General features: G+C 43.2%; 22 protein-coding genes. 7 read left to right on the top strand and 15 right to left on the bottom strand.

Annotated features, from left to right (window positions below; translation table 11 throughout):
• Positions 1-179: 179 nt before the first annotated feature.
• Positions 180-1,358: an MFS transporter gene (locus tag TW85_RS02985; RefSeq protein WP_046015581.1), complete on the top strand. Its 1,179-nt coding sequence runs from the start codon at positions 180-182 to the stop codon at positions 1,356-1,358.
• A gap of 13 nt (positions 1,359-1,371) precedes the next feature.
• Here TW85_RS02985 and dacB read toward each other — a convergent pair whose 3' ends face one another.
• Positions 1,372-2,862: a D-alanyl-D-alanine carboxypeptidase/D-alanyl-D-alanine-endopeptidase gene (gene dacB / locus TW85_RS02980; RefSeq protein ID WP_046015580.1), complete on the bottom strand. Its 1,491-nt coding sequence runs from the start codon at positions 2,860-2,862 to the stop codon at positions 1,372-1,374.
• A gap of 237 nt (positions 2,863-3,099) precedes the next feature.
• Between dacB and TW85_RS02975 the strand changes: the two genes are divergently transcribed.
• The gene (locus tag TW85_RS02975; protein ID WP_046015579.1) at positions 3,100-4,362 is read left to right on the top strand and encodes an MFS transporter; all 1,263 of its coding nucleotides are present in this window, start codon (positions 3,100-3,102) and stop codon (positions 4,360-4,362) included.
• Here TW85_RS02975 and TW85_RS02970 read toward each other — a convergent pair.
• The gene (locus TW85_RS02970; protein ID WP_046015578.1) at positions 4,307-4,876 is read right to left on the bottom strand and encodes a TetR/AcrR family transcriptional regulator; all 570 of its coding nucleotides are present in this window, start codon (positions 4,874-4,876) and stop codon (positions 4,307-4,309) included. The genes TW85_RS02975 and TW85_RS02970 overlap by 56 nt on opposite strands.
• 238 nt (positions 4,877-5,114) lie before the next feature.
• On the opposite strand from TW85_RS02970, the gene trpB reads away from it, so the two are divergent.
• From trpB to TW85_RS02945, 5 genes are all read left to right on the top strand, one after another.
• Complete coding sequence (trpB, locus tag TW85_RS02965; RefSeq protein WP_046015577.1) at positions 5,115-6,398, top strand: tryptophan synthase subunit beta; 1,284 nt, start codon at positions 5,115-5,117, stop codon at positions 6,396-6,398.
• Complete coding sequence (gene trpA, locus TW85_RS02960; RefSeq protein ID WP_046015576.1) at positions 6,395-7,189, top strand: tryptophan synthase subunit alpha; 795 nt, start codon at positions 6,395-6,397, stop codon at positions 7,187-7,189. The genes trpB and trpA overlap by 4 nt, the downstream gene beginning before the upstream one ends.
• Positions 7,190-7,699: 510 nt before the next feature.
• Positions 7,700-8,668 carry a TAXI family TRAP transporter solute-binding subunit gene (locus TW85_RS02955; RefSeq protein ID WP_046015575.1) on the top strand — a complete coding sequence of 323 codons (969 nt, stop codon included), beginning with the start codon at positions 7,700-7,702 and terminating at the stop codon, positions 8,666-8,668.
• Positions 8,646-9,131 (top strand): DUF1850 domain-containing protein, encoded by a 486-nt coding sequence (locus tag TW85_RS02950; RefSeq protein ID WP_046015574.1) that lies wholly within the window; start codon positions 8,646-8,648, stop codon positions 9,129-9,131. The genes TW85_RS02955 and TW85_RS02950 overlap by 23 nt, the downstream gene beginning before the upstream one ends.
• Before the next feature lie 15 nt (positions 9,132-9,146).
• Positions 9,147-11,378, top strand: a complete 2,232-nt coding sequence (locus TW85_RS02945; RefSeq protein ID WP_046015573.1) for a TRAP transporter permease — start codon at positions 9,147-9,149, stop codon at positions 11,376-11,378.
• Between the two features lie 93 nt (positions 11,379-11,471).
• Here the strand turns inward: TW85_RS02945 and TW85_RS02940 are convergent, their stop codons facing one another.
• From TW85_RS02940 to TW85_RS02880, 13 genes are all read right to left on the bottom strand, one after another.
• Positions 11,472-13,781, bottom strand: coding sequence for a PepSY domain-containing protein (locus TW85_RS02940; RefSeq protein ID WP_046015572.1), 2,310 nt, complete (start codon positions 13,779-13,781; stop codon positions 11,472-11,474).
• An 84-nt stretch (positions 13,782-13,865) separates the two neighbouring features.
• Complete coding sequence (locus TW85_RS02935) at positions 13,866-14,330, bottom strand: DUF2271 domain-containing protein (RefSeq protein WP_046015571.1); 465 nt, start codon at positions 14,328-14,330, stop codon at positions 13,866-13,868.
• 87 nt (positions 14,331-14,417) lie between these two features.
• Positions 14,418-15,434: a sensor domain-containing diguanylate cyclase gene (locus TW85_RS02930; RefSeq protein ID WP_046015570.1), complete on the bottom strand. Its 1,017-nt coding sequence runs from the start codon at positions 15,432-15,434 to the stop codon at positions 14,418-14,420.
• 104 nt (positions 15,435-15,538) lie between these two features.
• The gene (locus TW85_RS02925; RefSeq protein ID WP_052701800.1) at positions 15,539-18,544 is read right to left on the bottom strand and encodes an EAL domain-containing protein; all 3,006 of its coding nucleotides are present in this window, start codon (positions 18,542-18,544) and stop codon (positions 15,539-15,541) included.
• Positions 18,545-18,739: 195 nt separating this feature from the next.
• Positions 18,740-19,402, bottom strand: a complete 663-nt coding sequence (locus TW85_RS02920) for an aminodeoxychorismate/anthranilate synthase component II (RefSeq protein ID WP_046015569.1) — start codon at positions 19,400-19,402, stop codon at positions 18,740-18,742.
• Between the two features lie 2 nt (positions 19,403-19,404).
• Positions 19,405-20,805 (bottom strand): anthranilate synthase component I family protein, encoded by a 1,401-nt coding sequence (locus TW85_RS02915; protein ID WP_046015568.1) that lies wholly within the window; start codon positions 20,803-20,805, stop codon positions 19,405-19,407.
• 13 nt (positions 20,806-20,818) lie between these two features.
• A complete protein-coding gene (locus TW85_RS02910; RefSeq protein ID WP_009834215.1) occupies positions 20,819-21,070 on the bottom strand; it encodes a Trp family transcriptional regulator in 252 nt (83 codons plus the stop codon).
• Positions 21,071-21,257: 187 nt separating this feature from the next.
• Positions 21,258-22,262, bottom strand: coding sequence for a Gfo/Idh/MocA family oxidoreductase (locus TW85_RS02905; protein ID WP_046015567.1), 1,005 nt, complete (start codon positions 22,260-22,262; stop codon positions 21,258-21,260).
• A gap of 107 nt (positions 22,263-22,369) precedes the next feature.
• A complete protein-coding gene (locus TW85_RS02900; protein ID WP_046015566.1) occupies positions 22,370-23,608 on the bottom strand; it encodes a phosphopentomutase in 1,239 nt (412 codons plus the stop codon).
• A 1-nt stretch (position 23,609) separates the two neighbouring features.
• Complete coding sequence (gene deoC, locus TW85_RS02895; protein ID WP_157196877.1) at positions 23,610-24,410, bottom strand: deoxyribose-phosphate aldolase; 801 nt, start codon at positions 24,408-24,410, stop codon at positions 23,610-23,612.
• Positions 24,411-24,413: 3 nt separating this feature from the next.
• The gene (locus TW85_RS02890) at positions 24,414-25,223 is read right to left on the bottom strand and encodes a purine-nucleoside phosphorylase (RefSeq protein ID WP_046015565.1); all 810 of its coding nucleotides are present in this window, start codon (positions 25,221-25,223) and stop codon (positions 24,414-24,416) included.
• 109 nt (positions 25,224-25,332) lie between these two features.
• A complete protein-coding gene (locus TW85_RS02885; protein ID WP_046015564.1) occupies positions 25,333-25,740 on the bottom strand; it encodes a cytidine deaminase in 408 nt (135 codons plus the stop codon).
• Between the two features lies 1 nt (position 25,741).
• A complete protein-coding gene (locus TW85_RS02880; RefSeq protein ID WP_046015563.1) occupies positions 25,742-26,710 on the bottom strand; it encodes an ABC transporter permease in 969 nt (322 codons plus the stop codon).

Raw genomic sequence — 26,710 nt, 5'->3', positions numbered from 1 at the left:
TAGGAAGTAAAATAAAAATGGTGTAGCAAGCAGGGTTAAATCGTCTCATCAAACTGAATCTGGCGCTGGTTTAATTGCATTTTTTTCATCGAAACTTTTCCCTAACAAGAGAGCTTTTGCATTATGATGATAACTCATAGTAATAAGCTTATGTAAAAGTCACATAAAAGGATGGGTGTATGTTGGGGATCAGTGTTTGGGGATTAGCCTTAGGTCAGGCCCTATTAATTACGGGAAACATTTTATTGGTCTCAGTGACGGCCCTGATTGGCCATAAACTCAGTCCAAATCTTGGTTTGGCCACCTTACCCATTGCTCTTCAATTCCTTGGCTTAATGGGAGTTACCTTACCTGCTGCTTTACTGATGCGTCATCTTGGCCGTAAGCGTGTATTTTTAATCGGTAACCTAATTGGCGTTGCTGGTGCATTCCTCGCTTACTACTCACTTTCCATCAATCATTTCGCGCTTTTCTCAAGCTCAACTTTTTTGCTTGGGGTGGCCATAGGTGTGGGGCAGCAGTATCGCTTTGCAGCGATAGATAACTGCCCTGAAGGCAAAGCCCCGCAAGCCATCAGTTTAATCATGGCAGGGGGTATTCTCGCTGCCTTTTTAGGCCCGAACCTTGCTGTTTGGGCGGAGTTTTTAGTACCTGATACCCAATACATTGGCGCTTTTGCTGCGTTAATTATCCTTTATATCAGCACCACTATCTTGGTCGCTTTATTGCCGTTGAAAAAACCAACCTTAGAAGAGCAATCTGGCACGCCAAGATCTTATATAGAGCTTTTAAGCCAGCCAGATTTAATCGCTGCCGTGGTTGCAGGCGTTATCGGTTATGGGGTCATGGTCTTAGTGATGACAGCCACACCACTCGCCATGCAGGGTTGTGGCTTTGATTTTGGTAGCACCGCCAGTGTTATCCAATGGCATGTGTTAGGCATGTTCGTCCCTTCTCTCTTTACCGGCAAACTGATTGCCCGTTTTGGCACGACTAGGGTGATTCAAGCAGGTTGCTTGTTCTTGTTAGCGGCCTTGATACTCAACCAGTTCGGCATCACCTATTGGCACTTCTTCTTTGCCCTAGTGATGTTAGGTGTCGGTTGGAACTTTACCTTTATTGGTGCCACCAACTTGCTAAGTAAAACCTACCAACCAAGTGACAAGGCTAAGGTTCAAGGTTTAAACGACTTCTTAGTATTTGCCTTTGCCGCAATCGCCAGCATGTTGGCAGGTTATTGGCAAAGTGCCCTAGGTTGGGAGATGCTAAATATGCTGATGATCCCAGCTGTGATCATAGCCATGGCCTGTGTATTTTTCAGTACTAATAAAAGCAAGCAACAAAATGCACTTGCCTAAACCAATAGGTTTTTTACGGCCCAAAGCCCTGAGTTAAAAAGCCTGTCTCAAATTTAAACAGAGCTAACTCCTCGACACTAAATTTGGCAGGCTTAACCGCTTTAGACTTAGAGAACTGATTCACCATAAAAACAAAAGGTCTTAATTTAAGGCCTTTAGCTTCATCTGTTACTTGCACAAAACCAGCCAAATTCACCACCCCTTGCATAGAGCCAGATTTGGCTAAAACACGTCCTTTTAACATGTCATGTTTTAAGCTTTCTCTGTTTTTTAACGTGCCGGATTGTGCTGCGATAGGCAGTGCCTCAACTAACCAAGCGAACTTAGGATGAGATAACCAAAGCTCCAAAACCTGATACAAACTAGTGGCATACAGCAAGTTTTCACGAGATAAACCTGACCCATCTCGTACCACCAAACCTTGGCTATCTATCTGATTTTTATCTAATAAAGACATAAGCGCCAAGCTTCCTTTTTGATAGGCATCAAGCGCTTTAAAACTGGCAGCACCTGCGTTTTCACTTAAAACATATTGATGACCGGACGCCTTAAATAAAGCATCTGCAACCAAGTTATCTGACCTTTGCAGCATCCGCGCCACCAACTTAGTTAATGGCGCAGAATAATGCGTGATGCGCTTAACACTCTTATCATTGTCTACGAGCCAAGAAGGTGCTTGATCAATAAAGCTAACCTCTATCTCAGAACCGAACCCCAATAAGGCCAGCTCTTGCATGAGAATATGCTTAAAAAAGGCATTCGCCTCATTAGCTGAAAAACCTAAAGGCAAGGTTTTCCGTTTTTCATCAAGACAGCCAGTCAATCGATAGTGATTAGCACCTAATACCTTAAGCAGTACCTGGCAACTTTCGGCTTGGTTGGTGGCGAGGGTCACCACTTGGTTTTCGACAGTCAAAGGTGAATTGGGGGTCAGGTAAAAGTGAGCTAACTGCTCTGGCTCTGTTGCCTTCAAATTACCAAAAACACAGTTTCGATTGATCATGGCGGCACTCGTTGGTGCGGCAAAACAAATACCATGATCATTCCACACTTGCCCTAAACTCCAAGCATGACCTTGATAACGACTCGCATCAATTTCGACCTTATCCAATTTTTTCACTCCCGCTTTAGCAAGTGTCATCAGCAAGGCATGTAGATCTTTCTGCGTGAAACTCGGATCACCTGTGAGCGTAAGCGTTAAAGGTCCTGTTAATCGGCCTTGGTTGAGGGTTTTCTCTTCATAAGCAAGTTCGGTTTTAAAACGGTAGTTTTCGCCTAAAACCTCTGTAGCCAAGGTTGCAGTGAATATCTTCATCAAGCTTGCAGGATTAGCAAGGTACTGGGTGTTTTGCGAATGCCAATCAGACTGAGTAATGACAAGCGCGCCTTTAGGGGCATTGCTTAATAGGGTTTGAGACTGGGCAGCCATGCTAATTAAACAGGTTAGAAAGATGAAAGCGGCCTTGAAACATCCTTGCTTAAATTGTGTTGCCATTTCAACCATTCTGCATCCTGCCCATTCAATCTTGAAAGAAAAACATCTTAGCAGCCCTAGGACTTAACCACTAGCTAAGCAAGATTAACCCTCAGAGGGAACTGGCTATTGCTCTTTCTCTGCACTAACATGACGGCCTATTTCGATATTTAACGAGGGAAGCTGAGAATAAGTCCACCCGCCTCAGCGTTTGGATAAAAGCCTGAGATTTAATCGCAGCTTCCCTAGGAAATCAGGACACCTTGCATGGATAAGCAACAGATCTTTTCATTATTAAAACAAGGCAATGTTACCAAGATAAGTATTGCCTATTTCATCTCATTTTTTGGTACGGCTATGGCACCTATCGCCATGGCGTTTGGTGTGCTTGAACTAACAGGTTCAACCAAAGACTCAGCCATTGTCATTGCAGCACCTATTACAGGTTCGATTATCATCATGCTTCTTGGTGCTGCGATAGCCGATCGCACGTCGCGCAAAGCCATGATAGTGGTCGCCGACATTATTGCCATGCTGGCTCAATTGATCATTGCCTGCTTGTTTATTTTTGAGCTGGCTAATATCGTCAACCTCACCATTTTAATGCTAATCAATGGCGTTGCTTTTGGCCTGCATGCCCCAGCTGCCATGGGTTTAATTCCACAGTTGGTGAAGAAAAAGGACTTGCAAGGCACCAATGCTATTGTTGGCATAGCACGTAGCAGCGCTATGATCTTAGGCGCCGCCGCCGGAGGGATTTTAGTCGCAACCTTTGGTGCTGGCATGACCTTATTAATTGATGCAGGCACCTTTGCCCTAGCCACTTTTCTCGTGATTAGTCTACGCCCAAGCAAGCAAATCAAAAGTCAGGGTGAGTCCATTATTCAAGAACTCAAACTTGGCTGGAAAGAGTTTATTAGCCGAAAATGGCTATGGGTGATTGTGGTGCAATTCTGCTTTATTGTGGCATCCGTTGAAGCTGTCTATGGCTTGATCGGCCCTGCTGTTGCAAGGGATCAAATGGGAGGCGCCGCCGATTGGGGGCTTATTGCAGCGGCCATTGGTGTCGGCACTATTGTTGGTGGTATTGCGTCATTCTATATGCGTTTTACTCACCCTCTGAAAGTCGCTACCTTGACCTCTTTTAGCTTTAGTTTCATTAGCTTAGCTTTAATTATGCCACTGCCATTACATTGGATTATGCTGGCTGCGTTTCTAGGGGGAATCGGCTGGGAGATGTTTTCGATTCTATGGACAACGACCTTACACCAAGCAATTCCCAGCCATATGCTTTCTCGTGTCAGCGCCTATGACCATATTGGTTCCATTGGCCTTGCGCCTCTGGGTATCGTGGTCGCAGGCTTCTTATATGAATCATTAGGCTTTCAAATCGTTCTCATACTTTGCGCTTTGACCGTCATTATTCCGACTGTCTGGGTTTATTGCGTACGCGAAGTCAGAGAGTTCGAAATCGCTAATCTTGAGACAGAAGAGAGTCCAGAAGTGCCGTCAGCTCAGCCGACAAATTAGCACCTTGTGTTAGTGCCTGACCCTCATATAGGTTAGGCATTAACAAGGCCTCTTTACTGGTCGCTTTCAATACATAAATTTGCGCGGGACTAAGGGGCTTATCGAATCCAGTCAAAACAGTATCTAGCGCCTTATCAAATAAGGCCTCCAATTGTTTGAACAAGCCAACGCTTGCCTCCTCCATCTTATGACTCTCCCCCAACATAATACGGTATACCGCCAGACGGTTTTTATCAGCAAGCCAAACATCCCATACTCTTAACCACTGTTGCAAAGGCGACTGAGCCTTATCATTGACATCAGCAAGGTCAGTCTCAGCATTTTCTAAGATGCGTAATAAAGCCTGATGCCAGAGAATCTGCTTACTGGAAAAATTACTGTAAACCGTCGGTTTAGAGACTTCTGCCGCCACAACCACCTGATCAATACTCGTGCCTTGATAACCCACTCGGCTAAACAGTGTCAGAGCGGTTTCAATAATGTGCGACTTCTTTGAAGGGCGACCACGGGCCATAACACTTTCCTTTTCTCAAAAACTATTTACAAGAACTGTTCACAAAAACTATTCACAAAAAACGATTGCCTATCTAGGCAGATAAACTAAGCAAGCTAAATCAACTAGTTAAGCATGCATTCAAAATTATTATCAAGACAGGGCTTGACCAAATTTGATTATCACATTAAATTAACTAAACGGTATAGTTAATTAATTAACTGAGCGTTAAATTAATCACTCACTTTGAGGTCACACAATGAAAAGCGAAAACGGCTTTTACGGACAATATGGCGGCAGCTATATTCCAGAGATTTTGTACAGCAGCCAGCAACAGATTCTTACCACCTTTGAAGAAGCGAAGAATGATCCTAGCTTTGTGGCAGAACTGCATAAGCAATGGCAGCAGTATTCTGGTCGTCCAACGCCTTTGACTCATTGTGAGAATCTCACTCAGCATCTAGGTGGCGCCCAGGTTTACCTAAAACGTGAAGACCTAAATCACTCAGGCGCTCACAAGATGAATAATGTGATTGGCCAAGGTTTATTGGTTAAACGCATGGGTAAAAAACGTGTCATTGCTGAAACAGGTGCAGGCCAGCATGGTATCGCAACGGCCTTGGTTGCTTCTCGATTAGGATTAGAGTGCACCATCTACATGGGCGCTAAAGACGTGGCACGCCAATACCCGAATGTCTTTTGGATGCGACAGTTAGGAGCCACAGTCGTGCCTGTAAAAACAGGCTCACAAACCTTAAGAGATGCTTTAGATGAGGCTCTACGTGACTGGTCTTCAAGCTATGAAGATAGCCATTATTTAATTGGAACAGCCTGTGGCTGCGCACCTTTCCCTGAAATGGTGACCTATTTTCAGTCGGTTATAGGCCAAGAAGTACAGCGCCAATCATTAGCTCAATTCGATCAACTACCTGATCGACTTTATGCTTGTGTAGGCGGCGGCTCTAACGCATTAGGCTTATTTACGCCTTTCTTAGAAGATAAGGAAGTGGAAATGGTCGGTGTAGAGGCGGCGGGTCGTGGTATGGATATGGGTGATCACTCAATTCGTTTATCACACAACCTAGGCCAAGCAGGCATTGCCCAAGGTTTTGCCAGTGTTTTCCTACAGGATGACCAAGGTCAGCTACAGGAAACCCACTCAATCGCAGCGGGATTAGACTATGTTGGGGTGTCGCCAATTGTTGCTCATTTGGCAGAAACACAAAGAGTCCGTATGAGCTATGCCAATGACGAAGAGGTTTTGGCCGCCTGCTCATTACTCTTGCAAAAAGAAGGCATTATCCCAGCACTGGAGTCATCACACGCTCTCGCGGTTGCCTTTAAAGAAGCAGCAGACATGCGACCTGATCAGCACATAGTCATTAATTTATCTGGCCGTGGTGATAAGGATATTTTCAACGTAGCCAAAGCCTTTGACGATAAAGAGTTTGCGCCTTTCTTAGAGGAGTACCTTAAAAACTATCATGAACAAGATGCCGTTCAGGATCTATCTGAGAGCCTATCCCAGGAGACAAATGCATGAGCCAGTTAGCTAATTTTATTAATGCCAAGCAACCATTAACAAGCCAACCTTTGGCCATGACACACGTTATTTATGGTTACCCTAGCATAGAAGCCAGTCTTGAATGGATGCAAACCTTACTTGAAATGGGCGTCGAGACTTTAGAGGTTCAGTTCCCTTTCTCGGACCCAGTGGCAGATGGGCCAAGCATAGTTCAAGCCTGCCATAAGGCATTAGAATCCGAACCTAAAATGCAGCAATGTTTAGCCGATCTTGGGCGTTTAGGACGGGATTTTCCAAACTCTAAAATTTTGTTAATGAGCTACCTCAATCCGGTTTATCGCTTTGGTATTAGCAAGCTCGTAAAAGAAGCGGCTGAACAGGGTTTAACTGGGCTAATTCTGCCAGATTTACCCATTGAACACGCGGCTGAGTACCAAGACGCCTGTGTCGAACATAACCTAGACGCCATCTGGTTAATCACACCGAATATGCCAAAAGAGCGCATCAAGCAGATCGCGACTCAAGCCACTGGCATGTTGTATTGTGTGAGTCGTTCTGGGGTGACGGGACAGAAATCCAGTTTGCAAACCGAATTTGATTTAGCCGCCTATTTGGCTGAAATACGCCAGCATACGGATGTTCCATTAGCCGTTGGTTTTGGCATCAGATCACCACAACAGGTAGCAGAACTAACAGGTCTAGCAGATATTGCCATTGTGGGTTCAGCTTTGCTCGACGCACACAACCAAGGCGGCATTGCCACAGGTAAAGCACTGGTTGCGAATCTTTTCCCTCAGCTAAAAAAATAAATTCACAACCTATCTATTCATTGTAAAAACAGAGGTAGTCCTTATTAAAAATAGGCAGGACTACTTCTCTTTTACACTGCTTTTCTCTATTAAATCACAAGCTAAAACCCATCAAATTCATAGCGAAATATAGACTTTTTCAAGCCGATTAAAGGCTCAAAAACATCATTCCTGAACCTTATTTTAATTTATATATAAACAAAAAAATTGCATATGTATTTTGTTTAGCCTTTACGTTTTTATTTTTATTTTATTGTGCTTATATGATTTCGATAACAAAAACTAATCAGTTGATAAGTTTGCTTTCTGATATTTAATTAGTTTTCTTGGGAGATGTTAAGAGCCAGATAAGCGTTTGGTTTTTATAACTTTTTAGTAATTTCTCAATTCAATTAAGCAATCCGAGTGATCTAGTTTATTTCAAATATGAACCAGAAGTTAGTATGTAAATTAATCAATTTTGAATCATCGCAATTGTGTTTCATAGTATTTATAAACAAGGAGAATAAGATGAAAAAGATAATAAAAACCCTGCTTATTTCAACAGGCTTGACTGTAGGTTTAGCTTCAAACCTTGTCGTTGCCCAAGAACGAGTCTTTTTTGGTATAGCAACAGGTGGTACTGGAGGAACTTACTACCCTCTTGGTGGCATGCTCGCTCAGGTTATCTCAAATAATACTGAGCTTGATAATAAAAAATTATCCGCGACGGCAGAAACAGGTAACGCCTCCGTTGCTAATGCTAGCCTACTAGGTCGCCGCTCTATTGAATCCGCCTTTGTTGCCGCTGACGTTTTAAACTCGGCTTACAATGGAATCAATCAATTCAAAAACAAACCGATTAAAAATATTAGAGCGCTTGGTGCGCTTTACCCTGAAACAGTTCAACTAGTCGCTCAACCTGGGTTAACTCGCTTTGAAGATCTAAAAGGCAAAAGTGTGAGCTCTGGTTCACCAGGCTCTGGTCAATGGCAGCTACTTGGGGACTTGCTTGCGTCTCATAACATGACACGTAAAGACATTAAGGAAGATTACTCTTCTTTCTCACAATCTGCTGAGAAACTTAAAGATGGCAACCTAACCGCCTCACTAATCACAGCAGGCTCACCGACAGCTTCCATTGTTGAACTTTCAAACGGTCATGATATCAGCATCATCCCACTAACAGGTCCAGCAATCGATAAGCTACAACAAAGTCAGCCTTACTATGCCAAAGCCGTATTACCAGCGGGTACTTATAAAGGTGTGGATAAAGATATCGAAACACTTGCTGTAAGAGCTATCTGGGCAACTCATGCAGATCTAGACGAAGATGTTGCTTATGCTGTTACTAAAGCACTTTTTGAGAACACGGATACCTTAGCGAAAGTGCATGTGAAAGGAAAAGAGATCAGTATCCAAACCGCTCTCGAATCTGTATCAGTACCACTTCACCCAGGAGCAGAGCGCTACTATCGTGAAAAAGGCATTATTAAATAAGCTTTTATACTGTCTAGGTGCGGTTGCCATTGGGTCAACCGCGTTACCTGCTTCGAGTACTGCTCTGCAAATCAGTCAGTCTCGAAGTGAACAGGATTTACAGTGTATGGAACTTAAAGACGCTCAATTTGAGTTGTCATTTATCCATTCAGTATCTCTTACGCCTGTCATAGATAAATATCAAATATTAGAGACCAATAACGGATTCAAAATACGACAAACAGAAGAGGTATTTTTGGAACATGGCCAAGGTTTACCCTCACTAACTCAAGAGCCAGATGCGCTCTCATTTGAGCTCATTAATGGAAGTTTTGTGCTCAAGATGAATAGAGAGATTAGCAACTTGATCGTTCGCACCGATGCAAGATTTGAAAATAAGCTTAGGACTGGAAGCAAAAACATTAATTTAAACAAGTGGCCTGATACGGGTTTAAGAATTACCCCTATAACAAGCTGCCATTAAGAGTTGATCATTACCATGAATAATAACGCACGCGTAGACAAAGCAAACGATGAGGCTGACCTAAGCCAAAGTGAGCTAGATAATCTCATAAAACAATATGATAGTGAGAGCAATTTCAGAGAGACTCGTGGCCTTTTAAAAGCCTTCATCACACTTGCATGCGTGGTATTAAGTGCTTTCCACATTTATACGGCAGGCTTTGGGCTGCTCAATGAGATTTCTCATCGCTCTTTGCACCTTACCTTTATTATGGGACTGCTATTTCTTATTTTCCCAAGAAAGGCACCAAAGAAAACAGTTGTCGGGATTGGCCTTGGGCTAGCTTATGCGTCATTTTATCTGCTCGTAGCACATCAACTTGCTTCCGCTTTAGCCAATCAAATTCCGAGTTGGCAGTTTTACAGCATCTACGCCTTCGCTGGAATAATGGCGCTTTCTGCCCTTCCCTTACCTTTATTAGGGGGTCATGGAAATAAAATAAGCTGGTTAGATTGGCCGCTTGCGATTCTAGGTGCATCCTTTTCTGGTTACCTCGTTTTCTTCTTCGAAGATATTTTCATTACTAACATTGGCTTCCCTCAAGCAAATGATTATTTGATGGGTGGCATAGCCATTTTATTAGTGCTTGAAGGCGCTAGACGTACCATGGGTGAGTCACTTTCTATTATTGGTGTAGTGTCACTAATGTACGCAATTTTAGGCCCAGAACTACCCGGTGTTTTAGCTCACCGAGGCTATGACATTATCCGTTTAGTCGAGCATTTATATTTAGGTACAGAAGGTATTTATGGCATAGCCATTGGGGTGGTAGCAACTTATGTATTCCACTTTGTGCTTTTTGGCGTTCTTGCTCAGGCATCAGGTTTAGGCCAACTCTTTATTGACCTTGCGACTGTCCTTTCAGGGCGCTATGTCGGCGGTCCTGCTAAAGTTTCAGTGGTATCGTCAGGTTTCTTTGGCATGATCTCAGGCTCACCTGTTGCCAATACAGTGACAACAGGTGCCTTCACTATCCCTATGATGAAGAAATACGGATTTAGTGGTCGATTTGCTGCTGCGACTGAATCCGCTGCATCCTGTGGTGGGCAAATTACTCCACCGATTATGGGAGCATCAGCGTTTGTGATGTCTGAAATGTTAGGCATTCCATACAATGAGCTGATTCTAGTGGCGATTATTCCTGCTGCATTTCACTACCTAGCCACCCTTTGTATGGTTCACTTTGAAGCTAGACGCCTTGGCCTAAAAGGTATTCCTGCCGAAGACATTCCAAAGTTCAAAGATGTGATGGCGAAACATTGGCACCAAACTATCCCTCTAATAGTCATGGTGAGTATGCTGCTAATGCAGTTCACGCCTTTCTTAGCTGCTTTCTGGGGTATCATCTTAACCATAGTTTGTTCTTATATTCCTATGCTAATTCGCCCTTTAGGCTTTACCAAGCTTGATAGTGAAAGTGTTCTAACACCAAAACGCCTCATTGCAGGTCTAGAAGAAGGGGCAAAACAGTCAATTGCGATCACAGCCGCTTGTGCATGTGTTGGCTTCTTATTAGGTGTTACCACACTTACAGGGCTTGGTTTTAAATTCTCTGGTGCCATTGTAGGTTTAGCGACTGACTTCGGTACTTGGCTATCCTTTGTTGTGCCATTTGAATTACTAGATCAGTCGAGTAGCGTGTTATTTATTGCCCTTATTTTAGTCGCTGTGGCTTGTATTTTGATGGGTGCAGGGATACCAACAACCCCAACTTATATCATCTTGGCGTCTATTGTGGCCCCAGCGCTAGATAACTTTGGTATCGCATTATTAGCCTCACACTTCTTCATTTTTTATTATGGTGTGCTTGCTGATGTTACCCCTCCTGTCGCCTTAGCGGCTTATGCGGGGGCAGGTATTTCGGGCTCAGACCCTATGCCAACTGGGGTAACGGCTTTCCGTTTATCCATGGGTAAAGCCCTTGTACCCTTTATGTTTATTTACGCGCCTAGCCTATTATTCTTGGACTTTAATACCCTTGAATTTGTTTTGGCTATGTTCAGCGGTATTCTATGCATAGTCGCCTTATCAGCGTCTTATATAGGCTTCTTTAACGCTCCAATAAGTAAGCTGAATAAGCGTTTGTTAGCTATTTTTGGTTTGGTACTGGTAGGTAATAATCCTTTAACCATTTTGGTAGCTAGCTGTATCGTGCTATTCATTCTGTTTAAAAACCATCAACAAGGAAAACTAGCGTTGCAGGTGTAATCCTCGATTTAAGCTATGACCTAATCATAAAAAAGGTGCCATTCGGCACCTTTTTTATCTCTTTCTTTAGTGATAAATCGAGTTTACAGAGCCCTAATACACATCCTGAACATAACGCCCTGCTTGCTCTAATTCAGAAACCGTTAGCTGCTCTTGTTTCAGAATCTTATCCAGTGATGCTCTTACTCCATCAGCCATCACCTTGCTACCACAAACCATAATTTGAGCGCCTTCTAGAATGCGTTTAGAAATATCCTTGGCATCATCCGTTAATAGGTTTTGTACATATTGAGGTTTAGCAGATCGCGAAAAGGCGAGTCGAAGCTGCTTTAATCTTGATGTGGCTAAGGCTTGGCTCAAATTATCCTCATAGATAAAGTCCGAATTTTGCAATCTACCACCCCAGTAAAGGTAATAAGGAACTTGTTTCTCGTTTTGTTTGATAAACCCCTGTAACGGCGCCATTCCGGTACCTGCCCCTATCATGATGACTGAGCTTGCATCTTGAGCAGGTCTAAAAGAGGCTTTCTTTTGGATAAAGGCTTGTATCGAATCCCCTTCTTTTAGGCCATGTAAGAAACCAGAACATTCCCCTTCAAGCTGTTTACGTACACAGATTTCTAGCATGCCATCTTGATCACAGCTGGCTAAGGAGTAATAGCGAACAAAGTCAGAACCCGGTGGCATGATGCCCACTAAATCACCCACGTCAAACTTTGGCCACGGCATGTCAGGGGTTAAGGCAAAAGCCTCATCAATTGATGGATTCAAGACTGCCTCGGGGTCAGTTCCCGCTTTAAAACGAAGAATCCTAACAGGGGCATTTACTTCATCACCATAGTGGTTTTGTTCAACAAGTTGCATCTGAAATGGACTGACTTTTTTCTTATCTAATTTCAAACATAGACTTTGATTAAGGCAGGTAGAGACGTTTTCTATCCAAGTTTCCAAGCTCGTTTGGCAAAACTTATCAATCGCGGTTAAAGGCAACATTTGCTTAAAGCCCTTCTTGGCAACTAAGGCTTCAACCTGCTTCGCAAAACCAATAAAGTGCTTAAATTGGCTATCACCAAAGCCTAGGACATTGACCTGACAATCTTCTAGTAAGCTAAGATTTTTGGCTTTTTCCAAGAAAAGTGAAGCACTTGAAGGCGCTTGACCTTCACCATAGGTAGACGTCATGAAAAAGACATGCGTTGCCTTGGCATATTGCTCTTCTACCTGGTTCATTTTATTTAGATGTACCTTGTTACCCGCTGTGATTAACGCCTGTGAAAACTCCAGCGCAAAACGCCAAGTACTCAGACCTTCACTACCCGTCAAGATGACAATGTTTGCCTCTTGTGCTTCTACATAGTTTTGTAGATTTAAGCTATCTGTCTGCCCAAACGCCTTCGAATTAATACGTTTACGTACCCAAATGATGATGCCAGTGATACCAATAATAGGCAGTGTCAGGCTCGTCAGACCTAAGAAAAGTGTCCAAAGCCCCATGCCTTCACCAGTATGAAGCGCACTAATAAATTGACTGATCTGATAGAAACTTGAATGGGGTTGAAAATCTAACCAAAGTCCCGTGTCGGGGTGAATATAACCTAGGCCAAACTGAGTCTCTAAAGTGTAAACAGAACTAGGGTCATCAGCATAAGGGAACTCAAGGCTAACAAGTTCACTTGCATCTACTTCTTTAAGTGCTGGTAAATGAGAGATAGGTAAGACTTGCCCATTCCCTCTCTCCTCTAAAAAAAACGGCTCTAAAGAGGATAGCTCAACAAAAGCTGGCTCAGGGTAATCTAGCTCAGCAGAGTTTGCCTCTGGCAACAAAGAGAAGGTTGTCGCACTTAAGTAAAGAGCAGTAGTGGTCAAAACTAAGCTACCGACTAAGGCAAAACGGCTCAATTCAATATGAAGCTTTTGACTTGTACTGCCTTTGGCTAATTTAAAGAAGTGTTTGATGCCTCCAAGGCGTCGAATCATTAACAAAAGTCCACTAATGCTCAACGCAAGTAAAGCAAAGGCAACAGCAGCCACCAGCATTCTGCCAGCATCTTCCATTTGCATAGAACGGTGAAAGTTTTTCATCCAGTTATAAAGATCAGACCTTTGATATGCTTGCACTTTTAAACCTGTCACAGGATCAATTTGGTCTTCCCCATAGCTCTGATCATTTGAGTAGGAGACTAAAAAGAGTCCGTTTTGTGTTCGAGTTAATTGCTCTGCACCTGGATAATCTTGTTTTACTTTATCCGCAAGTGTCGCTAATGAAGTCTGACCAAGATTTAACTTAGGTGCTGTCGCCGCTTCGTTTAGGGTCTCTAAAGATAAAATACTGCCAGATAAGGCAATCAGAATAATAAAGAGGGTGGCAGGAATCGCGAGCCAAGTATGAATTAAACGAGACATAAGTCCTCCTAATAGCCAGCCTGAAAAGGGGGAAACAAACTGGCTATAGAACTGGGTTAAAAGACGCTAAAGGAGTAATAAAGGTTAAAAGCGATAGACAAACGATTTGACATAACCCTTACCTGATACGGCTTGACCAATGCCTTGTTGAGTTAAAGGTACAACAACATCAGAGGGCACATCTCGTTTATCTTCGACCGAGGTATCGATATGGATAAAGTAATTTGAGTCTATGTATTTATCATCGATAGTGACAAAGAAGTTTCTGCTACGATTTTTGAGCAAACTTGCACCTGTTTTGCCATCAAACTTTAACGAGCGGTTGGCACGTTTCCAATCTCGCAAATGCTTCTGATACTTTTTCTTACGGCCTTCTACTGCAAGGGTTTGAACCAGACGACCATTAGCATCCATTAAATAAACTGCCACATAGGCGCCATCTCCGTTATACCCTTTCATGGTAAGCTGCATATCAACTGACTTTGCAAAGGCAGAACTAGATAGCCCGAATACGGCAAGGAAAACGATTAAACTTTGAATGGGTTTCATGAGTATCACTCCTTCTTTAGATTAAGAAGGAGTATAAGGAGCGAACCTTAAGCCAGACTTAACGCATTTTAATCTGGCAAAAAACCTTTAGTTACTCTTTTTAAATGAGCGTTTGTTGCGGTACATATCAATATCGGCATGTTTTATCATTTCAGAAATAGGTTGATAATTACCTTTTTTAGACTCAGCAATACCAATTGCCATGGTCACCTGATAGTCACTAAACAATGCTTTTTGCGACTCAGCAAAGTGCCGAGTTACCCTGTCAATCAGTACTTTCGCGCCGTCTTCGCCTGTCCCCACTAGCGCCAAGATAAACTCATCACCACCACGTCTACTGGCAATATCCGCTTCTCTTAACTCTTGGCTAAGTACTTCGGCTAATAAGCATAACAACCTATCTCCCATGTCATGACCATAATGATCATTCACATATTTAAAGTTGTTAATATCAATAAACAGAATACAAATTGGCTCGCGCTTTCGTTTAGATTGTTTGAGCGCTTGGCTTGCCAAATTATCAAACAAACTTCGGTTTGTTAAACGTGTAAGCGGGTCATGGGTGGCATTAAAAGTCAGTTGGTTTTCAGACCTTTGTTTTTCTATCACCACACCAGAGATATGAGCAGCTAGAGTCAGGATCTCCAATTCTTCTTCTCTTGGCGTGGCCTTACTGGAACTATAAATCGCGAAGGAGCCGTACATTTCTCCTTTAGAAAGCACGATAGGTACGGACCAACAGGAACCTAGATTAGCTTTCTTTACCAGGTCCCGAAACACTACCCAATTTTCATGAGTGGTGACATCGTCAACTATCACGGGCTTATTACAAAAAACGGCTGCGCCACAGCTCCCTACTTTGGGTCCAATTTTTAAACCTTCAATCGCATCGTTATAAAAGTCAGGCAGTTTATTCCCAACCGTTAAATGCAGGGTATTATCATGAGGGTCCAATCTGAGAATACTGGCAAAACGTTCCTCATCTAGGTCCTCAATAATGGACTGTAAGGTTTCGAATATTTGACACTGAGATGCACCAAGCGCTATATCTGAGAGCACTTCGGCACAACGTCTGTAGGCATCTAATAAAAAGCTATGTTCCATTACCTTCCTCGCTGCTGCTTTAAACGACTCGCCGTTTAAACAGTATCAAGTTTCTAATATATGTCATTAAAATAGGTGATATCAATCCACCTATTTATTTCGTCTCACATTTTTGGCGAATTCGCTTGCTCATGTGCAATACGCACAATTTCTTTCACTATCATGGGGTACCCCATAAAATAGCCTTGAAATAAGTCACAACCAAAGCGTTGCAACATAAGCAGATGATCATTTCTTTCTATCCCTTCTGCAATCACCTCAAGTCCCAAACTATGCCCCATTGTGGTAATTGTCAAAGCAAGAGGGTGGTGATCACCATGTCCTGATAAATTTTTAACAAATGATTGGTCTATTTTCAGTTGATCAAAAGGTAACTGCTGTAAATAAGACAAAGACGAATAACCTGTTCCAAAGTCATCAAGGGAGAGAAGCACACCCAGTTTTTTTAAGGCGTGCATCTTTTCTAAAATATTCATCTTGTCATTGATTAACATGCTCTCTGTTAATTCAAACTGCAAAAGTCTTGCCTGAGCCCCTGTCTCTTCTAGTATCTGCTCCACCAGCTCAACAAAGTTATCCTGAGAGAACTGTAAAGCACTCACATTGACTGACATTTTGACCTGTTTTAATGCTGGATCTTCCTGCCATAAGGCCAAGGTTTGGCAGGCTTCTCTTACCACCCACTCTCCGATGGGAATGATTAACTTTGACTCTTCTGCTAATGGAATAAACTGAGCGGGAGAAATAACACCGTCCTCTGGGTGCATCCAACGTATCAAAGCTTCAACGCCTCTCATACTGCCAGAACGATCAAACTGAGGTTGGTAATGCAAGAGGAACTCTTGTCTATCCAGCGCTTCTCGCATTGCCGCTTCTAAGTTGACCCTTTGCAGTATCTTTTCTTGCATTTGCGGAGAGTAAAAACAGTAACGATTACGGCCTGTTGATTTTGCCTCATACATAGCCAGTTCCGCATGTTTAAAGGCATCAAAAACCTCATTGATTGAGTCATCAATTTCGGTAATGCCGATACTGCTGGAAATATAAAAGTGGTCTCCATCAATCTCAAAGGTTCTAGAAATAGCATCATTGAGATTAGCCGATACACGCTTGGCTCGATAAAGCGCTCTGCCTGGATCAAAACTGATATCGACTCCTTCAAGCAATATGATAAATTCATCACCACCAAAGCGTGCCACCATATCCGTCTTTCTCACCACATCCACTAGCCTTAATGCCACTTGCTGCAATAGCTTGTCACCTACAGAGTGACCTCTACTGTCATTAATATTTTTAAAGTGGTCCAGATCAATAAAGAGCAAGGCATGACGAATTAAAGGGGCATAATGTCCTTCAACACTGACTTCTTCGGTTACAAATTGAGCTTGATGAATGAGTTGCTCAACCTTTTCAGAGATCATTTTTCGGTTTGGTAAGCAGGTCAAAGAATCATAAAAACTTAACTGATTAATCATCTGCTCATTTTGTTTGGTTAAACTGATGTCCTTGATAATAAAGACATAATAGAGAGGTAGGTTTTCATCACTATACACAATCGAGATAGTCGTCAGCTCTGGCGCAATTTCACCGCACTTTTTACGGTTCCAAACCTCCCCTTCCCAATAACCAAACTCTTCTAAATGGTTATAAATTTTACGAAAGAAAGCATCATCATGGCGGCCAGACCTTAAAATACGTATGTCTTCGTGGATAACTTCTGTTTCTTGATAGCCAGTTATACGCTGGAATGCCTTATTCACTCTCACTATCTTATGCTGCAAATCTGTAATTAAAATACCGTCTTGGGTATTAAAAGCAGTCGCGGCAATTCTGAGTTCGTTCTCTGATTTTTTACGACGGCTCACATCTCTCGCTAGCGCCACAAAACAAGGGCGATTTTCTTCGACCCTTTCCGTAAAAGACACGGATAATTCAAACCAGTACTCACTCTCCCCTAACTCAAGACAAAAGCTATTGCCCTCTGAATACCCTTTAGCTTGCGCTTCTTCAAACGAGTTTTTATAAACACTGACCGCCTCTAAAGGGAACAGCTCCATCAAATTACGGCCAACAATGTCAGGACCAAACTGACTGGCTAATAATTTGTTGGGAAAGTGGCAATGCAAAACCTCGCCCTTATCATCTATCTCAAGTAAGAGGTCTGGAATGGCTTCAAGTAACCCCAACAAGCGCTTATTGGCATGAGTCATATCTTGAGTACGCTGCTTAACTACCTCTTCTAAGCCTTGCTTGGAAATATAAATATGCCTTAGCAAACCAACAAGCCCAGCAATTAACAGACTAATCAAGGCTGTCAGCAGTATCTCGCCTTTTAACCTAGACCAAGAGGACCAACCAGACACAGGCACCAACTGCAGCTGCCAGATGTCATTAGGCACCTTGATATCTATATTGACCGAATCATTAAAGTCCACAGAAGAAGAGTCTGTAATCAGCACCTCTTGCTGAGCTAGACGTTTGACCAGCCGATATTCATAACCTTGCTGACTTAACTCCTGAAAATTGGCCTTGTTAAGCAAAGCACCTAAGGTCACAGCCACATTGGTAAAACCCCAAAACTCATTTTCTCCTTGAGCATTAGGCAAAAGCACAGGCCAGCGGCCGATAATAGCGACGCCCCCTTGTACCATTTTCACAGGCCCAGCCAAGGTTAACTTACGAGAAGTCCGTGCCTTATTAGCTTCTTCCTGTTGTTGCTTAAATTTCAACTGATTCAGGCCAACCGATGCCTCATTACCCGCCATGGGGTAAACCAGCTTGATAATGCCATTCGGCGATAAGGTAAAGTGGGAAACCACAGGGTAAATTTGATGCAGACTTTTAGCATAAGAATCAAAGAAGCTCAGATCCCCATTTGTTTCTTTGACCATTGCAGCCAGAGCATAATTTGCCGACATATTATTGGCTATGGTGGTATTTATCAGAGCAGCATGATTCTGCCCTAATGCCAGAGCCGATGCCTTGTGACCTTCATATGCCAGCGCCTCAACTTGTTTTAATACAAAGAAAGACGTCACCATGCCAACGAATAATAAAACGAAAAAAATTCTACGTGGTGAAAGCAGTAACCGACGAACATAATCACGCATAAGGTTAGATAGTTACCTAATAGACGCTCCGTGAATACCCAAGGCTAACAAGCCCGCTTGTGAACTCTGTTCAGTAAAAGAATAGCAGATGAAAAAGAGAATGCTGGCTTCAAAGCGAAGCGAATTTATCTAAGTATAAAAAAGCCCCGAAGATGTCTCTTCGAGGCTTTTTAGAAAATAGAGGCTTAATGCAGATTACACCTGAAACAAGAAGTTCCTGATAAGGTCTTTACCGCCTTCTGTCGCAAAGGATTCTGGGTGGAACTGAATACCTTGGATTGGATACTCTTTGTGGCGTACACCCATGATTTCAAAATCACCACCAGCACGAATCACATCTAAGTTAGTAAAGTCAGCTTCTGCCAACTCACCCACACTAGAGGTCACCTCTAAAGCTTCAGGGAAACTTTCGTTTTCTGCTACCAGCGAGTGGTAACGCATGATTTCTAGCTGATCAGGAATGTCTTTAAAAATACCTTCACCGTTGTGCGCTATCGGACTCGTTTTACCATGCATAGGTAAAGGGGCTTTCACCACCTTACCACCAAACACATGCACCATACCTTGCATACCTAAGCATACGCCCATCATAGGGATGGTTTTACCGAGATCACGGATAATGTCCGCACACACACCAAAGTAGGCTTCATCATCAGGAGAACCCGGTCCTGGTGAGATAATTATGCGATCAGGTGACAGGGCTTTTAGTTCTTCAATGCTGACTTCGTCATTACGCTTCACTACGACACTAAAGTCTTGAATATTGCCACGCATTTTCTCACTGGTAAGAATCTCACCAATGAACTGATAAAGGTTGTAAGTAAAAGAGTCATAGTTATCAATAATATAAACCTTCATGCCTATTCTCCTTTCGTCTTTTCAGTTGGGGCAAATTGATCAAGTACGCGCTTGGTTCCGGCGAACTTACGTTGGATTTCTTCGTATTCATCTTCGGCGTTGGAATCAAACACATTACCACCACAAGTTTGCACATAGGCTTTTTCGCCATTAGCAAACACAGTACGAATTGGGATAGCAAAGGTACAATCACCGTTAAAGGAGAAATGACCGACTGCACCGCCATAAGGGCCACGACCTTCACCTTCAAGATCATCAATAATCTTCATGGCTTCAATTTTAGGGGCACCTGTTAACGTACCTGCTGGGAAGTTACTCGCAAGACCTGAGAACATGTCTTCTGTTTCTGCCATGATGCCCACGATTTCGCTGGAAATATGCTGCACATGACTAAAGCGTTTAATGTCCATCAAGCTACGTACTTTTACCGTTCCAAATTGCGCCACACGGCCAATATCATTACGGTGTAGGTCGACTATCATATTATGTTCGGCAATTTCTTTTGGATCATTCAATAAGGCACGGGCCAAGGCTCTGTCTTCTGTTTCATTTGCCCCACGTTTAGCCGTACCTGCAAGCGGGAAGGTTTCCATTTCACCTTGGCGTAAACGGAAAAGTAGTTCAGGGCTAGCACCAATGACTTTCTGCTCATTGAATTTTAGATAGTACATCTGAGGCGATGGATTCACTTCACGCAGTTTTTCATAGATATTGATGTTATCGCCTTCTAGGGTGAACCACTTTTTAAAGCCCACTTCTGTCTGGAAGATCTTACCGTCAATAATATCTTGTTTGACCTTAGCCACGGCCTTAGCGTGATCAGCTTTTGACATAGACTCGCCGGTTGATGTCACTACTAATGGGCCATTTTCAGGGGTTGGCTCAGCCAACATACTTTCAATCAGGTCCATGCGACTGTCTTGATAGTAGAAGTAAAAAACTTCACCCGTCATCTTGTCGAGAATCAAACCATCCGTATAAAGGCCGAATTTAAAGGCTTCAAACATATCACTGACATTAAGGCTCAAGCTTGGCTCAAAATAGTTCATGGCATCATAACCAACATAACCAGTTAAGCCACCTGAGTATTTACGCGACAGGATATTCTGCGGCACAATTTCACGCAGCAAGTAATAAGGATTATCGCTCTGGTAGCTTTGCGAAGAACCATCTCTTTCTTCAATGGTTAATGTATTGCCTTGCGCCCAAAGTATTTTTTCCGGGTCAAAACCTATGATGGAATGGCGTGAGATGAAGCTATCTTCACCCAAAGATTCCAACATAAAGCAGGTATCAAAACGCTTTTCGACTTTTTTAAACAAATCAAAAAAATCACAATCTGCCGTGACATTCACATAGTGAGGCTTTCTCGGCAACTTAATGGCTTCTGGTTTTACACTCATGTTTATATCCATCTTATTGCTCATCTTTATCTGATGAGGCTTGTTCTAATTCTTTTAAGGCTCTCGAACCTCGCGTCACGGTCGCTATGCCGACACCCAGTTGTTTGGCAATTTCTCGTTGCGGCACACCTTCTTTGAGCATGGCAAATATTTGCAAACGTTTGCTCATTTCGAGCACTTCACTTGGGGTCAGAAGCCCAGTCAGCTTGTTCTGCATCTCGTCATCTGAGCTTGCACTTCTTAAGTAGGTGATTAGATCTTTCACTCTTTACTCCACCTAATAGCTAAACGCCATTTATCTAATATGCGCACATAATACCGTATTCATGTACTAGTACAATAGATTTTCAGTTTTTATTCTCATCTATGCTACTTCTCTTATATGAATTATTGATATTAGGCATAAAAAAGGCCGCCTAAGCGACCTTTCATTTCACGCAATCCTAAGGTTTTTAGGAGGCAGCTGCTTCCCAATCCGTTAATAACTGCATCATGGTAAAAGAATCTTGAGGGCGTGCCGCAGGGCGCGCAAGTTCAAGTAAACCTTGTTCTAAAGCTTCACGTACCTGAGTCACTTGTGAAACAAAACCATTTCCGGGCGCGTCCACCTCAATATGTTCGAATTCGGTTTCATTCCCTTCCCCATCATATTTGGCGAAGTAGATTTTGTTACCACTTGCTTGGGGTAACCAAGGGTTTGATTTCAGCTCGAGATAACCTTCGCTACCTAGAATGCTGAAGCTTGAGTACATGCCAAAGTCTTCTGCTGTATGTAGTTGCGCTTGTACACCATTGTTAAATAAGAAGTTAGCACTGGTATCACAGATATTGCCGTCTTTACCACGACGACCAAACGCCTGAATCTGATAGCCAGAGAAAATATCATCACCAAAGGCTTGCTGCATAACCAGATGCATAAGAGAAAGTGGGTAACAGCCTAAGTTATATAGGGTTCCTTTACTCTCTGGGTTCACAAATTCACTGATAGCCGCACAGTAGTTACCGCGTATCACCTTAATCTCACCAATCGCTTTGGTTTGCAGCAGTTGGCTGATCTTTTGCGCAAAAGGGTGAGTTAAGTACATCAAGCCTTCCAGAAAAAAGACTTTATGTTCAGCCACAGCATCTAATGCCACTTGGGTTTTTGCCATATCCACAGACAAGGACTTTTCACATAAGATTGCCTTACCTGCTTGCGCCGCTTTAATCACATACTCATGGTGCAAGTGATTCGGCAAAGCAATGTAGATAACATCTACTTGTGGATCTGCAATCAAGGCATCGTAATCTTGATAGACCTTGTCGAAGTCATACTTATCGGTAAAGTCATTTAAAGGCGCAAGAGAGCGACCTGCAACAGCATATAAATGTGTGTTGGCCTCAGCTAAAATCGCGTCCGCCATCACGGCTGAAATAAAGCTGGTACCTAGAATACCCCAGTTAAGTGGTTTTGACATATTTCCCTTCTTTTAATTAGATACATTAATCACCAATAAATAAAATCGCTCATAAATAAAAACGCCCATAAGGACGTTTTTATTTATTCATAATAGAGATTGCTTAGCTATAAAAAGCTCTCGCCATAACCTAGCTTGGCTAATCCTAAATGAGAGGCAATGCTCTGACCAATATCAGCAAAGCTCTTACGCGTGCCTATGCTGGTTGACTCAGCATCGATCCCTGCTTCAATGCCAGGACCAAAGCAAATCACAGGCACATGCTCACGGGTATGGTCCGTGCCAGGCCAGGTTGGATCACAACCATGATCGGCACTGATAAAGACTCTATCCCCCGGCTTAAGCGCCGCTTCGATTTCAGGCAAACGGGCATCAAAGGCTTCTAATGCGGCGGCATAACCCGAAACATCTCGTCGATGTCCGTAAGAAGAGTCAAAGTCGACAAAGTTAGGGAAAATAAGGCTATTATCAGGTGCAGTATTAATGCTCTCAATTGTGGCATCTACTAGATTCATCAAGCCCGTTGCTTTCACCTTATGAGTGATACCAGAATGAGCATAAATATCGGCAATTTTGCCAATACTAATCACCTGTCCACCGGCGTCGGCAAGATGGTTTAGCACTGTCTTGGCTGGCGGCTCAACCGCAAGGTCACGACGATTTCCCGTACGAGCAAAGTCATCTGCATTCGTACCAATAAAAGGTCTCGCGATCACTCGGCCTATGTTCATCTTCATTTCATCTAATAGATCACGAGCAATCTGACACAAGGTCAATAAACGCTCTAATCCAAAGCTTTCTTCATGGGCTGCTATTTGCAGCACACTGTCAGCAGATGAATAGATGATAGGGAAATCCGTACGCATATGCTCTTCACCTAAACGAGCAATAATTTCCGTACCCGAGGCATGACATTCACCTAAAACACCTTCTAGCTTGCCGCGTTTTGATAGCTCTGCCATAAAGTCAGCAGGGAAACATTTAGGCGTATTAGGAAAGTAGTCCCAATCAAATAAGACAGGTACGCCCGCAAGCTCCCAATGGCCACTTGGGGTGTCTTTACCACTACTTAGCTCTTGTGCATAACCATGCAAAGCATCCACAGGACCACGATAATCAAAGCCTTGTGGATAATTTCCGGTACTGGCTTTCGCAAGATGCCCAAGGCCTTTTTTCTCTAAGTTAGGTAACTTAAGTGGGCCTGTTCGACCCACTTCAGCTTGACCTTCTGCACAGGCTTTTGCGATGTGACCAAAGGTATCAGAACCCACATCACCAAAGTCTGCGGCATCATGTGCCGCACCCACACCAAAAGAATCCATCATCAAAATGATTGCTCGGCTCATACTAGTATGCTCCTGTCGTGATTCCGTCGCTTGCTTCACCCATTGCCTCTAATAAGGCTTTTAAAAGTGAGCTTGTACCAAAACGGAAAGTGGTCGCAGTTAACGCCTCTTTACCTAGCTTAGATTCTAGCAAAGTCAGGTATTCTCTGACGTCAGCAATCGTCTTCACGCCACCAGCTGGCTTAAATCCAATTGCTTTTTGGCTGTCTATGATTTGCGTTAGCATAATATCAGCCGCCTCAGGTGTCGCATTAACTGGCACTTTACCGGTTGAGGTTTTGATGAAATCAGCGCCTGCAGCAATTGAAATCTGACTCGCCTTAGCGATCAGCTCAGGCGTTTTTAATTCACCTGACTCTATGATGACCTTAAGTGTTTTTTCACCGCAGGCAGCCTTACAAGCCTTCACAAGCTTATAACCAATAGACTCATTGCCATCCAGTAAAGCGCGGTAAGGGAAAACCACATCGACTTCATCTGCACCATAAGCAAGACAGGCTTTTGTCTCAGCAACAGCCGCCGCTAAGTTATCCCGTCCCTGTGGAAAATTACTGACAGTGGCTATCTTCACATCTGTGATATTAAGACGAGCCAACTCTTGTTTTGCCCAAGGAATGAATCTTGGATAAATACATAAAGCCGCGACTTTGCCAACAGACTCAATTTGCGCTTGCTCACACAGGGCCGAAATTTTGGTTTCTGTGTCATCATCATTCAAACTGGTTAAATCTAATAGACCAAGAGCCAGTTTTGCGAGTTCGGCATCCGTCATTTCAGTAACAGATTTTACTTGATCAGACATGACTTAACTCTCCAACCAAGCGATAACCAATTTACTCAATTCTGCCGCCGCTTTTTGGCCTTCATCTAAGGTTTCTTCATGGCTTAATGAGTTACCTGACATGCCAGCACCTAGGTTGGTGATAGATGAAATTGCCGCAACCTTCATACCACAATGACGCGCTACGATAGTTTCTGGCACAGTACTCATACCTACCGCATCAGCACCTAAAGTACGGAACATACGAATTTCTGCAGGCGTTTCAAAGCTTGGCCCTAATGCCCACACATAAACCCCTTTAAACAGGTTAATGTTAAGCCCTTTTGCCACCTCATTAATGCCATCACTTAGCTCAGGATCATAGGCGCGAGTCATGTCTTGGAATCTAGGTCCAATGCTGTCGTCATTTTCACCTACTAACGGATTAACGCCAGAGAAATTAATGTGATCTTCGATCAACATCAGGCTGCCTGGCCCCATATCTTCGTTCAAGCTACCAGCGGCATTAGTTAACAATAGGGTGTCACAACCAATCAGCTTTAAAGTACGAATCGGGATTTGCAGTGTTTCAGGAGCAATACCTTCATACACATGGAAGCGGCCCTGCATGCAAGCCACTTCTTTGTTACCTAAGCGACCAATAACTAAACGACCTTTATGGCCATGAACGCTTGATTTAGGGAAGCCAGGGATTTCACCGTAAGGGATATAGATAGGATCTTGGATTACTTCAGCTAATGAGCCCAATCCACTTCCTAGAATGATAGCAACCTCAGGTTTGCGGTCACCGATTTTTTGTTGCAAATCATCTGCACTTAATTGATAAGCCTTCATACACGTCTTTCCTTTTTAATTAAAGTAAGCCACTCCTGTGATAAGTACGCGGTTCCTTGGCGATTTTGATTAGCGCTCTCCCTCTTGGAAAGCGCCAATATCGGGCCTGTTATTTTTTCAAATTTTCAGGCCCAAATGAGAAGGGAAGAAGCTCTTCCATTGATAGGGTTTTGCGTACGCCTTCTGGCCCGCAAATATGTATTTGAGTATCAGAGGTTGAGAACTCTCTGATTTTTTGACGGCAGCCACCACAAGGTGTGACCAACTGTTCACCATTACCCAATACATAAATATTGTCTATTTTCTGCTCACCATCAAGCACCATAGCTGAAATCGCACCAGCTTCGGCACATGTACCTTCAGGATAAGCGGCGTTTTCAACATTACAGCCAGAATAAACCTTGCCGTTTAGTGTCTCGATAACGGCACCCACTTTAAACTCTGAGTAAGGCACATAGGCCTTACTCATTGCTTTATTCGCTAGCTCTACTGCTTTTTTCACATCAAGAGATGACATACTAGCCTCGCTCTTTCACATAAGGTCGACCGACAGCTTTCGGCGCAACCGCCTTACCGATAAAGCCAGCAAGTAATAATACCGTCAGTACATAAGGTAATACTTCGATAGCCTGTACTGGTACTTCACCGATACCTGGTACTTGAACACCTTGCATACGTACCGCAACAGCATCTAGGAAACCAAATAACAGACAAGCAAACATCACAGGAACTGGACGCCATTTACCGAAGATCAAAGCAGCCAAAGCGATATAACCTTTACCAGCACTCATATCTTTCAAGAAGCCTGCATTATGAGCAGTCGATAGATAAGCACCCGCTAGACCACATAAGATGCCGCAAATGATCATGGCACGATAACGTATAAAGGCAACACTGATACCCGCCGTATCCACCGCATGAGGGTTCTCACCAACAGCACGTAAACGTAGACCGAAACGAGTTTTGTAAATAATCCAAACCGCAAGAGGCACAATCGCGAAGGCCAGGTAAACCAAGATGTTGTGGCCGCTTAATAGCTCTGAATAGATCAGACCTATTACAGGCACATCCGCCAATGCATCAGCAAATGGGAAAGTAATAGACGTAAATCGTGCATCACCTGTCAAAGCCGGAGTTTGACCACCTTGACTGAACCAATCAAGGCCTAAGGTAACGGTGAGCCCGGCGACTATTGTATTAATCGCTACACCACTAACAATGTGATCACCACGGTGGGTAATACAAGCAAAACCATGAATTAACGCTAGGGCAACCGACGCGATAATGGCAAAAAGTAAACCTATCCAAGCAGAACCAAATACGGCCGCCGCTGCCGCCGCAGCAAACGCAGCACCAAGGATTTTACCTTCCAAACCAATATCAACGATACCAGAGCGTTCGGCAAATAAACCTGCTAAAGCAGCAAGGATAAGAGGTGTAGATACACGTAATGTCGCATCTAGAATAAGAATAAGTGTTTCAAACAT

Source organism: Marinomonas sp. S3726, from assembly GCF_000967665.1.
Classification (GTDB): domain Bacteria; phylum Pseudomonadota; class Gammaproteobacteria; order Pseudomonadales; family Marinomonadaceae; genus Marinomonas.
The sequence above is the reverse complement of the archived record's forward strand: the minus strand, read 5'-3'. Positions and strand labels throughout refer to the sequence as shown.